The following is a 14,223-nucleotide window of genomic DNA, read 5'->3' on the forward strand; positions in this document are numbered from 1 at the left end:
ATCGTGATGACCGCCGACTCCCTCACCAACGACGCCGACCAGCCCGCCGTGGTCGAGGGCTACGGACCCGTCCCCGCCGCCTGGGCCCGCGACGCGCTCACCGATGCCGAGGTGTTCGTCCGGCGTCTGTTCGCCGACCCGGCCGGGCAACTGGTCGCCATGGAGTCGAAGTCGAGGAAGGCACCCGACGGACTGGCCGAGTTCATCACCACCCGTGACGGCGGGATCTGTCGCACCAACGGCTGTGATGCCCCGATCCGCAACATCGACCACATCGAACGCCATGCCGACGGTGGCGAAACCAGCGCCCAGAACCTGCAGGGCCTGTGCGAAAGGTGCAACCAAGCCAAGGAAGCCCTCGGCTGGCAGGCCAGACCAGGACCCGACGGCAGCATCACCACCGTCACACCCACGGGCCACACCTATACGAGCCCGCCACCAGACACCTGGGCACAATCCCCACCACCCCTGTCCCGGGCAGAGTTCGGGCTGCGTGACCTGCTGCTCGACTACGAGGCCGCGGCCTGAGCGAGCGCTCAGAGCTCGTCGGCGACGTCCTCTCCGGAGGCGGGGTCGTAGAGGTAGACCTGTTCACCCGCACGGGGGTCGCGGGCGGAGAGCACGTGGAAGGTGGGGGAGGCCGGGTCGGCGAGGTCGACGACGCTCGCGCCGGCACCGAGCACGCCGCGTACGAGATGTGGGGGAGCGGTGGTGTCGATGCGGGTGACGATGCCGGGGGTCACCCAGACGGGTACGCCGGCGAGGAATCCGCTGACCTGGAAGTGCAGGTGTCCGGTGAGGATGGCGCGTACGTCGCTGCTGCGCACCACTCGGCCGAGGGCGGAGATGTTTCGGAGGACGACATCGGCGACGTAGGGGAGCGAGGCGAGATGGAGGGGCGGATGGTGGAGGACGAGAACGGTTCCGTCGCGTGTCGGAGTGGCCAGCTCGTTCGTGAGGCAGGCCAGCTGGTGCTCGTCGAGGAAGCCGTGGGTCTTGCCGGGGACCAGGCTGTCGATGGTGATGACCCTGAGGTCGCCCAGGAAGCTGACCGCCGCGCACAGGTCCGAGTCCGGGTCCAGCAGGCGACCGCGGTCGCTCCCGTCCGGGTCCCGGTGTCCGCTGCCGAGCACCTCGCGGAACGGGCCGCGGGCATCGTGGTTGCCCGTCGAGTAGAGGTGGGGGATGCCGCGCTCGGCCGCGAACGCGCCCACCCGCTCCAGCACCGCGCCGCATCCGGCGGCCGAGCCATCGTCGGCGATGTCACCGCTGACGACGACGGCGTCCAGGCCGGGTACGTGGCGGGCGTCGCGCAGGATGGCGTCGAGAGCGGCGAGGGCATCGACACCATCCATGTCGACGCCGCTCGCGGAGACATGGGTGTCGGAGAGATGCAGGATCCGGGTCACGTGGTGAAGGCTGCCATGAGGACCTCGGCGACGCCGTCGTTCTGGCTCAGAACGGCGACGTCCAGGTAGTGAGCGTCGACCTCGTCCCCGACCTGGGTGAGGTCGACCTGGACGCACGCGACCGCGTCGGCGTCGATGGAGCCGGCCTCGCCCAGCACCGGGGCGCCAGGAAGCTGCGAGAGCCAGGCGTCGAGATCGGCGCGGGAGACGGTCATCGTGCCCTCGATCCGCCAGTCCTGGAAGCCGAGGTAGGTGCAGGTCGCGGCCGACGTCCCGGTCGGCAGGCCGGACTGACCGACCGACTGCGCGAGATCGGCACAGTCGGCCTTCGTCGGCTCGGCCGAGGAGCGGACGTCCGAGTCGAACGTGGCGAGCAGCCCGACGAGTCCGATGAGCCCGATCACCGTGATCACCACGAACACGGCGACCGCCACGAGCGCCCACCCCCACCACGGGAGCGTGCGCCGTGATGTGCTCACGCCCACTGCCGGGAGCGCTCGACGGCCCTGGTCCAGGAGGCGTACGCCTCATCGGCCGCCTCGCGACGCGAGGCGTCGGGGGAGAAGGTGCGGTCCAGGGCCCAGGTCTCGCGGATCTCGTCGAAGGAGGACCACACGCCGACCCCGAGGCCGGCGAGGAAGGCCGCGCCCAGACCCGTGGTCTCGACGTAGCGGGGCCGGGAGACGTCGACGCCGAGCTGGTCGGCCTGCAGCTGGCACAGCAGGTCGTTGGCGGCCGCACCCCCGTCGACGTTGAGCGAGGCGACGGGTGTCGGCATGGTGGCCATCACGTCGCGTACCTCGAAGGTGATCGCCTCCAGGGTCGCCCGCACGACGTGGGCGCGGGTGGTGCCGCGGGTGATGCCGATGATCGTGCCGCGGGCGTCGGGGTCCCAGTGCGGAGCGCCCAGACCGGTCAGAGCGGGCACGAACACGACGCCCTCGGACGAGGTGACGGTGCGCGCCAGGGCCTCGGTCTCCGCGGCCGAGCCGATGATCTGCAGGCCGTCGCGCAGCCACTGCACCGCGGCGCCGGTCACGAAGATCGAGCCTTCCAGGACGTAGGTCACCTCACCGGACGGCGACATCCAACCCGGGGAGGTGAGCAGGCCGGAGTCCGATCGCTGCGGCGTGGTGCCGGTGTTGGTCAGCACGAACGAGCCGGTGCCGTAGGTGCACTTGGAGTCGCCCACCTCGAACGCGGCCTGCCCGAACAGCGCCGCCTGCTGGTCCCCGGCCACCCCGGCGATCGGCAGCGAGAGATCCAGGAAGGAGCGCGGGTCGGTGACCACGCCCTCGCCCCAGTTGGGGCCGATCTCGGGCAGCGCGTCGCGCGGCACCCCGAACAGGTCGCACAGCTCGTCGGACCAGTCGTTGGTGTTGATGTCGAACAGCAGCGTCCGCGACGCGTTCGAGACGTCGGAGACGTGGTGCAGGCCGCGCGTCATCCGGGCGATGAGGTAGGAGTCGACGGTGCCGATCGCGTAGCGCCCCGACTCCACGTGCGTCCAGGTGTGCGGCTCGTTCTCACGGATCCAGACCAGCTTCGTCGCGCTGAAGTAGGGGTCCAGACGGAGCCCGGTCAGCTCCCGGACACGAGCGTCGTGGTCCGCCATCGAGGAGCACATCGCGGTCGTGCGCCGGTCCTGCCACACGATCGCCCGCCGCGGCGAGCCGAGCGTCTCCCGGTCCCACAGCACGACCGTCTCGCGCTGGTTGGTGATCCCGATGCCGACGAGGTCGTCCTTGCCGTGGGCCGCGAGGACCGTACGGCACGCCTCCAGGGTCGCCTGCCAGATCCCCTCGGGCACGTGCTCGACGCGGCCCGGGCTCGGGAAGAGCTGGTCGAACTCCTCATAGCCCCGGGCCGCGACCTCGCCCTTCTCGGTCACGATCAGGGCGGTGACACCGGTGGTGCCGGCGTCGATGGCGAGGATCGCACTCACTTCGGCGTCCTGACGATGTCGAGGATGCGCCGGTCGATCCAGGACAGGTCCTCCGCCACCCGCATCTCGTAGTTCTCGGTGGCGACCCAGGCGAGGAAGCCCGAAGCGCCGTTCGCCGCGGCGTACGTCTCCACCTCGGCCTCGATCTCGGGGGTGACCTGCACCTTCTCGGCCTCGGTCGAGGCGGTCAGGTAGAAGTCGCTGAGGTCCAGGAGCCGCTTGAGCTCGGTTATCGGCGCCGCGTGGTCGTCGACCCGGAGGTCGGCCGCGATGTCGTCGTTGCCGCCGTAGCCGGCCTCCTCGCGCACCACCAGGAGAGCCGCGCTCTGCCGCCCGCGGCTGTCGCCGCCCGCTTCGTCGCCCGCGGCCAGGGCCGCCAGCAGCCGGTGCTGCAGCGGCTCCTCGGGGGAGGAGGCCAGCCAGGCGGCCTCCATCGCCTCGACCACCTCGGGGCCGGTGAGGATGTTGCCCTGGATCGCGTACGCCCCATCCTCGGTGGATCCGGTCCGGCCGCCCGCCCAGTCGAAGCAGGAGGATCCGGTGTGGGACGCGGCGTTGCCGTCGACGTCGACGATGCCGACCTGACGGTGGTCCCGTCGCTCGTCCTCCTCCAGCAGCCTCTCGAGGGCGACCGAAGCGGTCGCACCCTCGTCGAGGTGGGCGAGCGCAAGACCCTTGTAGGCGACGTTGGCCTCGGCCTGGGTGGCGATGGCTCCGACCCCCGCGACAGCGGCCGGAACGGCCGATCCGACGGCGAGGAACTTCGAAGCGACGGCCACACCCCAGGTGGGCTCCCCGGTGCCTGGATCAACTGCTCTGGCGACGATGGAGAAGGTCATGGCGCGACCCTATCCGCGAAATTTCGTCCGGTTACGGCGTGTTGACGAATTGTCGTACACCTGACGGCGAGCTTGGGCTTTGATTGAGGGATCCCTTCATCCCAATTTCGGAACTGAGTTTCGAACGTGACCAGGAAGGACATCATGACAACCCTGGCGAAAGAAGAAGCACCCGAGCTGAAGAGAGTGATGGGGCCCTGGCTCCTTCTGCTCTTCATCGTCGGTGACATCCTGGGAGCCGGCGTCTATGCCGTCACCGGGACCATGGCCGGCTACGTGGGCGGCATCCTGTGGCTGCCGTTCCTGCTCGCCTTCGTGGTGGCCACCATGACCGCGTTCTCCTACCTCGAGCTGGTGACGAAGTATCCCAGCGCCGCCGGTGCCGCGCTCTACACGCACAAGGCGTTCGGCATCCACTTCCTCACCTTCATGGTGACCTTCGCGGTCGCCTGTTCGGGCATCACCAGCGCGTCGACCTCGGCCAACACGCTGGCGCAGAACTTCTTCGGCGGTCTGGAGATCAACGGCTGGATGGATGCGCCCAGCGAGGGCGTCGTCACTCTGGTCGCGTTGGGCTTCATGGTCCTGCTCGCGCTGATCAACCTGCGTGGCGTGGGTGAGAGCGTGAAGTTCAACATCGTCCTCACCCTCGTCGAGATGGTCGCCCTGTGCATCGTCATCGGCGTCGGCTTCTACGTGATCGCCCAGGGCGAGGCGGAGATGTCGGAGCTGATCTCCTTCGACGACTACTCCAACATGGGCGTCGTCTTCGCGGTCACCGCTGCGACCTCGGTCGCCTTCTTCGCGATGGTCGGCTTCGAGGACGCGGTCAACATGGTCGAGGAGACCAAGGAGCCGGAGAGGATCTTCCCGCGCACCATGTTCATGGGCCTGGGTGCCGCCGCGCTCCTCTACATCCTGGTCGCGGTCTCCGTCGTCAGCGTCCTGACCCCCGGAGAGCTCGAGACCATCCGTGAGTCCGAGGGCCGGGCTCTGCTCGAGGTGGTCGCCAAGGGTGCTCCCGACTTCCCGATCGACAAGGTGTTCCCGTTCCTGGCGGTCTTCGCCGTCGCCAACACGGCGCTGATCAACATGTTGATGGCCAGCCGGCTCGTCTACGGCATGGCGAAGCAGCGGGTTCTGCCCAAGCAGCTGGGCGCGGTCCTACCCGGCCGCCGCACGCCCTACATCGCCATCATCTTCACCACGGTGCTGGCGCTCGGCCTGATCTGGTACGTCTCCAGCGACCCGGACAGCAACATCGTCTCCAACCTCGGCTCGACGACCGCGCTGCTCCTGCTGTGCGTCTTCGCGATCGTCAACATCGCCTGCGTGGTCCTGCGCAACCGACGTGCCGACACCGAAAAGGCGTTCTTCACCGCGCCGAGGTGGCTGCCGCCCATCGCCGCGATCCTGTGCATCTACCTGGCCGGCCCGTGGGTCGACCGCGACGGGATCGTCTACGAGATCGCCGGCGGCCTGATGGTCATCGGCGTGATCCTGTGGGCGATCACGTGGCTCGTCAACAAGTTCGCCAACAAGGACGACGAGCCGCCGCACTTCAGCGACATCGAGCACATGGACGTCAACCCCGAGGACGACAAGTAACCGGGTGACCTCGATCAGGGCCGGCCTACGTTCTGCTGAGGACGTACGCCGGCCCTGTCGTGTCTGAGATGACTTCGTAACAACCGGGTGAGCCGCGTACCCTGAGGCTCGTGAACGACGCCTTCCCCTCCCTCGAGCAGCTGCACGCCATCGGAGCCCTTCAGCAGCCGACCTATTCCGACCCGGCCGCGCTGGCTGCGGCGGTCGAGAAGCTGAGGAACCAGCCGCCGCTCGTCTTTGCGGGGGAGTGCGACCAGCTCAAGAGCTCGATCGCCGCCGCCGGCCGCGGCGAGGCGTTTATCCTGCAGGGCGGCGACTGCGCCGAGGTCTTCGCCGAGGCGACCGCCGACAACACCCGCAACAAGCTGCGCGTGCTGCTGCAGATGGCCGTCGTCCTGACGTACGCCGCCTCGGTCCCGGTCGTGAAGATCGGCCGGCTCGCGGGGCAGTACGCCAAGCCGCGCTCCTCCGACATGGAGACCCGCGACGGCGTGACCCTGCCGGCCTACCGCGGTGACGCCGTCAACGGCTTCGAGTTCACCGAGGAGTCCCGCATCCCCGACCCCCAGCGGCTGCTGGACGTCTACCACGCCTCTTCCTCGACGCTGAACCTCGTGCGGGCCTTCACCACCGGTGGCTACGCCGACCTGCGTCAGGTGCACACCTGGAACTCCGAGTTCGTGCGCAACTCGCCCGTCGGCGCGAAGTACGAGGCGATGGGCTCCGAGATCGAGCGCGCGATCGCGTTCATGGAGGCCATCGGCGCCGACCCGGAGGAGTTCCACCGGGTCGACTTCTACTCCTCCCACGAGGCGCTGCTGCTCGAGTACGAGCACGCGATGACCCGCATCGACTCCCGCACCGAGACGCCCTACAACGTCTCGGGCCACTTCGTCTGGATCGGCGAGCGCACCCGTCAGCTCGACGGTGCCCATGTGGAGTACTTCCGCCACCTCAACAACCCGATCGGCTGCAAGCTCGGCCCCACCGCGACCCCCGACGACGCGCTCGCGCTGGCCGCCAAGCTCAACCCGAAGAACGAGGAGGGCCGGCTCACCTTCATCACCCGCTTCGGCGCGGGGAAGGTGCGCGACGGGCTGCCCGGGCTGGTCGAGAAGATCACCGCCGAAGGCGTCAACGTCACCTGGATCTCCGACCCGATGCACGGCAACACCTTCTCCACCTCCAACGGCTACAAGACCCGCCGCTTCGAGGACGTCCTCGACGAGGTCCAGGGCTTCTTCGACGTCCACCACGCCCTCGGCACCGTCCCCGGCGGCATCCTCGTCGAGAACACCGGCGACGACGTCACCGAGATCATCGGTGGCGGCGAGGAGCTCGACGAGGCCGGTCTCGTGCACCGCTACGAGTCCGTCGTCGACCCGCGTCTCAACCGGGTCCAGTCGCTGGAGATGGCGTTCCAGGTCGCGGAGATGCTCCGCAACAAGTAGCCCCGCACGCCGAGCCGGCGCGTCCTGCGAGACAGGACGCGCCGGCTGCGGGGATCTGTCAGCGGACCCTGACCGTGAAGGTGGCCGTGCGACCGTCCGAGGTCGTCACCGTGCCGCGATAGGTGCCCGGTCGCGCGTAGCGGTGCGAGGCGCTGATCCGGTAGACGCCCGCGGCGTGGAGCCCGTCGCGCGGGGCGGTCGTGGTGAAGGTCGCGGGTACGCCGGGGGTGCCGTCACCGAAGCGGACCGTCGCGTCGAGCGCGCCCGTGAGCGCGGAGCCGCCCAGGCCGTCGGCGTCGTCGACCGCGTCGACGGCGACCGTGGATCCGTCCGTCTTCGTGCCCGGTGCGGCGAGCAGACCTGCCGCGATCGTGGCCGGGGAGCCGTGGCGTACGACTGCATCGGTGCCGGTCACGGCGGTGGACCAGGCGGCGTGGGGGCCGTCGTAGAAGTTGGTGCCGGCGGTGTTGAGTCGGGTGCCGACGTCGGCGACTCGGCGGGCGAAGTCGGCCCCGTCGCGCAGCGACTCCTGGGTCCAGCCGACCTCCCCGTGCGCGAGGGCGCGCGGGAACATCATGAACTCCGCATCGCTCACGCCACGGACGGTCTCCGACCACAGCGGCGCCTCGGTGCCCAGGATGTCGTCGTCACCGACCCCCGGGATGACGTTCTCGGGGCTCCAGGCGTAGTAGTCCGGGAAGTCGCACGAGCCCGAGCACGCCCAGGACAGCCCGATCGGCGTCTTGGGGTTGTACTTCATGTCGAGGTACGACTTGTTGCCCGGTGAGACCAGCAGCTTGGCGCCGTCCTCGGTGATGGCGCGCTTGGCGAAGTCGGTCGAGCCGGCCCAGTACTGCACCCCGTCGCCGGGCGTGAGGGTCGTCTCCGAGTACTCGTTCCAGCCCAGCGTCTTCTTCCCGAGGTCGTGCACGATCTCCACGGCCCGCTTCTCGAAGTCGACATAGCCCTGGTGGCCGTAGCGGGCGGTCATGGCATGCGACTCGTCGCCACCGATGTGCAGGTAGTCGCCGGGGGTCATCTCGGCCAGTTGCGCGAAGACGTGCTGGACGAAGGTGTAGCTGACCTCGGCGTACGGGTCGAGATAGGAGTAGCCGACGTCGATCGTGCTGTTGACCGGCGCCACCGGCTCCGCGGCCGTGCCGGTGTGGCTCGAGCCCGCGGTGTTGAGCTGCGGGATCGCGTGCAGCGCCGCGTTGGTGTGGCCCGGGATGTCGACCTCGGGGACCATCTCGATCTCGCGCTCGGCGGCGTAGGCGACCAGGTCGCGGTACTGGGACTGGGTGTAGTAGCCGGTGTGGCCGTCCAGGGCCTGGTAGGGGTTGGAGGTGACCGCCGTGCCGCCCGACTCCCGTGTCAGCGCCGTGTAGTCGATGTCGTCGCCGGCCGCGCGCCCGTCGTTGGTGATCTGGATGCGCCAACCCTGGTCATCGGCCAGGTGGATGTGCAGGACCGACAGCTTTGCGGAGGCGGCGGCGTCGATGATCTGCTTGACCTCGTCGACGGTCTGGAACGACCGGGCGACGTCGATCATGATCCCGCGGTAGCCGAACCGGGGCGCGTCGAGGATCTTCACGGCCGGCACGCTCCACCTCTGGTGCACGCGTACGGGCGAACTGGCGAAGGCCGGGAGCAGCTGGCGCAGCGTCTGGGTGCCGTTGAAGAGCCCGTGCCGGGTCGCCCCGCTGATCCGCAGACCCGAGCGGCCGGAGGAGAGGGCGTACGCCTCGGGGTTTCCCGCCACCTGGCCGTAGTCGGCACCGGGGTCGATGACCAGCTGCAGATCGGTGGGCTTCGGGCGCGTGGAGACGACCGGCAGGGCATAGCCGGTCGACGTACGGAGCGTGGTGGCGAGCAGGCGCCCGACCGCTGCGGCCTCCCCGCGGGCGAGGATGCGCGTGCCGGGGGTGAGGACGAAGTCGGGGCCGGACTGCTCGGCCACCTGCACCGGGAGCGGGACCAGGCCGGGGACGGGGGAGTCGGGGGCGGAGGTGGGGGTGGATGCGGTGGCCACCGGGGCCATGGCGACCAGGCAGCCGGCGAGGCTCAGAGCGGCAGCTGCGGCGAGTATCGAGCGAGACATTCAACATTCCTCTCTGCCGCGGCGACGCGGCGAGTATCAAGAAGTTGTGCTGCTCCGGGCGAGCGTAGTGACGCGCCGGCCCCTCGACAGGGTTTTCGTAAATTCGCTCAACAAATTAATTCTTGCCCGGCACTCAGCCCCGTGCCCAGGCGAGCTGCATGATCTCGTCGCCGTCGTGGAGGGTGCTGCGGTTGCTGGTGTCGGTGAAGCCGGTGCGCTCGTAGAGGCGCTGGGCGCGCCGGTTGTCGGTGCGGGTCCAGACGCTGAGGCCCTCCCAGCCGCGTGACTGGAGGTCGCGGATCATCTCGGTGCCGACGTGGGAGCCCCAGACGGCGGGGTCGACGAAGACCATCGAGATGTGACCGTAGCCCGGCAGGGGTACGCCCTCGACCAGGTAGGTCTCGGCCACCAGCATCCCTGCCGGACGGGTGCCGTAGTGGGCGAGCAGTGCCAGCTCGGCGGCGTCCAGCTTCTCGCGGACCCGGCGGATCCGGGCCTCGGTGGCGGTGCGTCGGCGGGCGGCGTTGGCTGCCTGCCAGACGTCGAGCGCAAGAGCGCGCTGCTCGTCGCTGTCGATCTCGGCGACGATGATTCTCGGCATCTAGGCGGCTACAGCGTCATCAGCCAGATGCCGAGCACGAGCATCACGATCATGAAGATCGCGCCCACCCACAGCAGCACGATCCAGGTCGAGGGGTTGTCCTCGGCCTCGGCGGCCATCAGCGAGGAGACGTACTCCTGCTGCGCGCCGTAGTCGCCGAAGTCCTGCTCGATCGGCTCCTGCTCGCCGACGTAGCCGTAACCGGTCTGCCAGTCGCCGGCGTCCTCGCCTGCGTAGGCGTCCTCCGCATAGCCGGTCGCGTAGGCGGGCTCGGTCTCGTAGATCTGCCCGGCCGCAGTCTCCTGCTCCTCGGGCGGGGCCCAGTGGCGGGCCCGCCCGTTGGGCGACTCCTGGACGAGCATCCCGGAGGGCTGGACGAACGGCTGGTACGCCGCCTCGGCGGTGGCCTCGGAGACCGGCTCGGGCTCGGGGACGGGCTCGGGCCCGGGAAGGGGACCCGGCTCCGGGGTCGGGTCGGGGACCGGCTCGGGCTCCGGGACCGGGGTCGGTTCCGGGAAGGGCGAGGGGTCCGGGACGGGCGAGGGCTCGGGGTCGGGGATCACGGCCTGCTCCGCGACGGCCGGCTCGTGTGCCGGCGGGGGAGTGGTCGGCGGCGGGGCGGTCGGCGGTGCGTACGCCGGGCGGACCGCGGTGGTCCCGTCGGGCTCGTCGTCGGTGTCGAGCTTCTCCTCGACGGAGGGCGCCTGGCGCCGCGAGGTGCGTTCGGTGGGCTCGTCGTTCGGGGCCGTGGAGGCCGCCGAGGATGCCGGACCCGGCAAGTCGTCGTCGCCGTAGGCGCTGATCCGAGGCAGGCTCAGTGAGGTCTGCTCCGCGTCAGGCACGTCCTCGACGGCCTCCGGGGCGGTCGACTCGACGGGCTTCCGGATCACGGTGGCCTCGTTGGGCTCGTCTTCAGCAGAGCTCATGGCTTCGGGCTTCGCTTCAGCAGAGTTGATGGCTTCGGGCTTCGCTTCAGCAGCGGACACGGGTGGCGTCCTTTCCTCTACATCGGTGGAGTCAGCCTCGGCTGTTCGGTCGGGCTCCGCGGCAACCTCGAGACCACACATCGGGCACGCCGCCTCATCGGACAGTCGGTGTCCACACTGTGCGCAGCTGCTCATGCCACCCCCATGGCGTCGAAGATCACTCCCGTGCGTTCCCAAGCCTAGGTCACCCGCCCTTGACCTTGGGCTGATGCCCGCAGATCACGGAGCAGGGGGATATCGGGGTTGTCGGCGTCGCGAGAGCCGGGAGTCTCCAGGATGAAGGGGACTCCGTCAGTCGCCGGATGCGCGAAGAGCTCCTCGAAAGCCGTCGTGCCGATGTGGCCGCGGCCGATCTGCTCGTGGCGGTCGAGGTGCTTGCCACGTACGTCCTTGGAGTCGTTGGCGTGGATCAGCCGGAGCCGGCCCGGGCCGCCGATCTCGACGATCCGCTCGACGCACGCGGTGGCGCCACCGGGCTCGTCCAGCGGGGCTCCGGCGGCGAAGACGTGGCAGGTGTCCAGGCAGATCCCGGCCTTGGGGTGGAAGTCGACGGCCGCCAGGTAGGCCGGCAGGTCCTCGACACCCGCACACAGCGAGCGCCCCTGGCCGGCGGTCGGCTCCAGCAGCAGCCACGGCGCGGTCTCGGCCTCGATGTCGTCGAGCACCGGCAGCAGCGCCTCGCGCACCTGCTTCATCGCGACGGCGTACTTCTCGCTCGCATCGCCGTCGGGCGAGACGAACGAGCCGGTGTGGACGACGACCCCCTCGGCGCCGATGTCGGCGGCGCGGCGGAGGTTGTGGGCGACCAGGGCAGCCGACTTCTCGTACGTCGCCGGGGTCGGCGAGCCGAGGTTGACCAGGTAGGGAGCGTGGACGAAGGCACGCATGCCGCGTCGCTCGATCTCCGCCCGGAACGCCTTGTCCTCGGCCGGTTTCCCGGCCGAGAGCGCCCAGCCGCGTGGGTTGCCGACGAAGATCTGCAGGGTCTCGCCGCCGACCGCGTCGGTGTTGGCGAGGGCACCGGCGACCAGGCCCTTGCCGACCTGTACGTGGGTGCCGATCGGATTGCGTGTGGCAGGGGTCAAGGTCAGTTCAGCCAGATCGTGATCTCGGAGCCGTACGGCGCCTCGCCCTCGGCGGGCTCCTGACGGGTCACGTAGCCGAGGCCGAGCGAGAGATCCTCCTGCTCCTCCTTGACCTTGAACCCGGCGGCCTCGAGTGCCTGCTTCGCGGCGTCCTTGTGGCTGCCGACGACGTTGGGAACCGGGACGGAGTCGGGGCCCTTGGCGACCACGAGGGTCACGGTCTCGCCGCGGGGGAGGGTGCCGGAGTTGGGGCTCTGGCTGAGCACGGTGCCCGGCTGGATCTCCTGGCTCTCCTCCTCCTCGATCTCGACCTTGAGACCGTCGGCCTCCAGCGACTTCTTGGCGCGGTCGGCGCTGCGGCCGGTCCAGTCGACGATGGCGACCGGGGCCGGGCCCTTGCTGATCACGAGCACGATCGCCTTGCCGGGCCGCACCAGGGTGCCGGGGCGCGGCTGGGAGTTGATGACGTGGCCCTCGGGGACGTTGTCGTTGAACTTCTCGATCGGGTCGCCGACGCTGAGACCCATGTCGCGGATCTCGTCCTGGGCTTCGTCGGCGAGCATGCCCTTGACCTTGGGCACCGAGTATTCCTCCACGCCCCTGCTCACGCTGATCTCGACCGTCGATCCGGGCAGCGCCTTGTCGTCGCGGCCGGGGTCGGAGTCGATCACCACGCCCTTCTCGACGGTGTCGGAGAACTCGGTGTTGGCCGAGACCTCGAAGCCGGCGTCCTGCAGCTGCGTGGTCGCGGCGGCCTTGCTCAGGCCCGCCACCGACGGCACCCGCTCGTAACGGCCGTCGATGAACCACCACAGCCCGCCCGCCACCAGCGCGACGGCCACCACGGCGGCGCCGATCGCGATCGGGCCCCTCCACGTCGCCGGCATGCTCCAGCGCTGCTTCGGCTGCGTGGGGGTCGGGGCGATGCGTACGTTCTCCTCGGGCTCGCTCAGCGAGAGCCGAGCGCCCGCGGGGAGTCCGACGCCCGGGGGCGGTCCCTGCGGACCCGGGGGACGACCCGGCGGCGGACCGGACGGTCCGGCAGGCCCTGAGGGTCCTGACGGGCTGAGGCCGAGCGCGGGCAGCACCGCGGTCGTCTCGGAGCCGGACTCGTCGTGGAACCGTGCCGGGGAGTCGGCGCCGGCCTGGGCGCCCTGATCGGGTGCGCCGGCCCTGGGGAGTGCCAGGTCGGCGGTGAGGTCGGGGTCGTCGAAGATGCCCGCGGACAGGGTGGCCATGACGCGGTTGACCATGCGCAGCAGCACGCCGGCGTCGGCCGGGCGCAGCTCGGGGTCACGGGCGGTCGCGCGGGCGACGAGGGCGTCGACGTAGCGCGGGATGCCGGGAGCGGCCTTCGACGGCGGTGGGACGTCCTCGTGGACGTGCTTGTAGGCGACCTCGACGGGCGAGGGGCCGCTGTGCGGCTTGCGGCCGGTGAGCAGCTCGTAGAGGACGACGCCGGCGGCGTAGACATCGGTGCGCGGCCCGGACCTGGACTCGGTGACGAGCTCGGGCGCGAGATAGGAGACGGTGCCGACCAGGTTGCCGGTGGTGGCGTCGTTGGAGTTGTTGTTCATCACCCGGGCCAGACCGAAGTCGGCGACCTTGACCCGCTGCGAGATCGAGGCGGCGCCGGTGGTGATGAGCACGTTCTCGGGCTTGATGTCGCGGTGCACGATCCCGATCGCATGGGCGGCGGTCATCGCGCTCAGGATCGGCTCGATGTAGGCCAGCGCCTTCGCCGCGCCCAGCGGAGCCTGCGAGGCGATGGTGTCGCGAAGCGTGTGGCCCTCGATGTACTCCATCGCGAGGAAGGCGACGCCGTCGTCCTCGTCCTGGTCGTAGACGGCGACCACGTTGGGGTGGGAGAGCTTCGCGGCCGACCTGCCCTCGCGTACGAACCGCTCGGCGAAGTTGCCCTCCTCGTCGAGGTCCTGGTGCATGACCTTGACGGCGACGATGCGGTCCAGCCGCATGTCGTGGGCGACGTAGACCGTCGCCATACCGCCCTTCGCGACCTTCTCGACGATCCGGTAACGCATCCCCAAGACCTTGCCCAGAAGGGGGTCGGATGCGGTAGCCGAGCCTCCGCCGTGGCGCCCGATGACGTCGTCACGGGGGTCCGCCTCACTAGCCACGCGATCCTCCTGTCTCCGGTCGGAGAAGTATTCCGGACCGGGCAATGGTACGGACCAGCG

At 69.8% G+C, this 14,223-nt stretch carries 12 protein-coding genes; 3 read left to right on the top strand and 9 right to left on the bottom strand.

Annotation, left to right across the window (positions count from 1 at the left end):
• Positions 1–528: HNH endonuclease (locus BLT25_RS12680; protein ID WP_143033732.1), on the top strand; the 528-nt coding region annotated here is incomplete at its 5' end.
• 8 nt (positions 529–536) lie between these two features.
• On the opposite strand, the gene BLT25_RS12685 is transcribed toward BLT25_RS12680, so the two are convergent.
• The 4 genes from BLT25_RS12685 to BLT25_RS12700 are packed head-to-tail and all read right to left on the bottom strand — an operon-like array spanning position 537 to position 4,193.
• On the bottom strand, positions 537–1,409 hold the full coding sequence (locus BLT25_RS12685; RefSeq protein WP_091046340.1) for a metallophosphoesterase: 873 nt from the start codon (positions 1,407–1,409) through the stop codon (positions 537–539).
• Complete coding sequence (locus BLT25_RS12690) at positions 1,406–1,888, bottom strand: hypothetical protein (protein WP_143033733.1); 483 nt, start codon at positions 1,886–1,888, stop codon at positions 1,406–1,408. The genes BLT25_RS12685 and BLT25_RS12690 overlap by 4 nt, the downstream gene beginning before the upstream one ends.
• Positions 1,885–3,354 (bottom strand): FGGY family carbohydrate kinase, encoded by a 1,470-nt coding sequence (locus tag BLT25_RS12695; protein ID WP_091046344.1) that lies wholly within the window; start codon positions 3,352–3,354, stop codon positions 1,885–1,887. The genes BLT25_RS12690 and BLT25_RS12695 overlap by 4 nt, the downstream gene beginning before the upstream one ends.
• A complete protein-coding gene (locus BLT25_RS12700) occupies positions 3,351–4,193 on the bottom strand; it encodes a DUF1028 domain-containing protein (RefSeq protein WP_091046346.1) in 843 nt (280 codons plus the stop codon). Before BLT25_RS12700 ends, BLT25_RS12695 begins: the two co-directional genes overlap by 4 nt.
• Before the next feature lie 144 nt (positions 4,194–4,337).
• On the opposite strand from BLT25_RS12700, the gene BLT25_RS12705 reads away from it, so the two are divergent.
• Positions 4,338–5,801 carry an APC family permease gene (locus tag BLT25_RS12705; protein ID WP_091046348.1) on the top strand — a complete coding sequence of 488 codons (1,464 nt, stop codon included), beginning with the start codon at positions 4,338–4,340 and terminating at the stop codon, positions 5,799–5,801.
• 110 nt (positions 5,802–5,911) lie between these two features.
• Entirely contained in the window at positions 5,912–7,252 is a 1,341-nt protein-coding gene (locus BLT25_RS12710) for a class II 3-deoxy-7-phosphoheptulonate synthase (protein ID WP_091046351.1), read from the top strand.
• Between the two features lie 58 nt (positions 7,253–7,310).
• Here the strand turns inward: BLT25_RS12710 and BLT25_RS12715 are convergent, their stop codons facing one another.
• From BLT25_RS12715 to pknB, 5 genes are all read right to left on the bottom strand, one after another.
• Positions 7,311–9,353 carry a beta-N-acetylhexosaminidase gene (locus BLT25_RS12715; RefSeq protein WP_091046354.1) on the bottom strand — a complete coding sequence of 681 codons (2,043 nt, stop codon included), beginning with the start codon at positions 9,351–9,353 and terminating at the stop codon, positions 7,311–7,313.
• A 133-nt stretch (positions 9,354–9,486) separates the two neighbouring features.
• On the bottom strand, positions 9,487–9,954 hold the full coding sequence (locus tag BLT25_RS12720) for a GNAT family N-acetyltransferase (RefSeq protein WP_091046355.1): 468 nt from the start codon (positions 9,952–9,954) through the stop codon (positions 9,487–9,489).
• Between the two features lie 8 nt (positions 9,955–9,962).
• Positions 9,963–10,880 carry a hypothetical protein gene (locus BLT25_RS29875; RefSeq protein WP_176883841.1) on the bottom strand — a complete coding sequence of 306 codons (918 nt, stop codon included), beginning with the start codon at positions 10,878–10,880 and terminating at the stop codon, positions 9,963–9,965.
• A gap of 239 nt (positions 10,881–11,119) precedes the next feature.
• Complete coding sequence (locus tag BLT25_RS12735) at positions 11,120–12,025, bottom strand: deoxyribonuclease IV (RefSeq protein ID WP_256328573.1); 906 nt, start codon at positions 12,023–12,025, stop codon at positions 11,120–11,122.
• Between the two features lie 2 nt (positions 12,026–12,027).
• Positions 12,028–14,163 (bottom strand): Stk1 family PASTA domain-containing Ser/Thr kinase, encoded by a 2,136-nt coding sequence (gene pknB / locus BLT25_RS12740; RefSeq protein ID WP_143033734.1) that lies wholly within the window; start codon positions 14,161–14,163, stop codon positions 12,028–12,030.
• Between the last annotated feature and the right edge of the window lie 60 nt (positions 14,164–14,223).

Source organism: Nocardioides sp. YR527 (assembly GCF_900101045.1).
In the GTDB taxonomy this organism is placed as follows: Bacteria; Actinomycetota; Actinomycetes; order Propionibacteriales; family Nocardioidaceae; genus Nocardioides.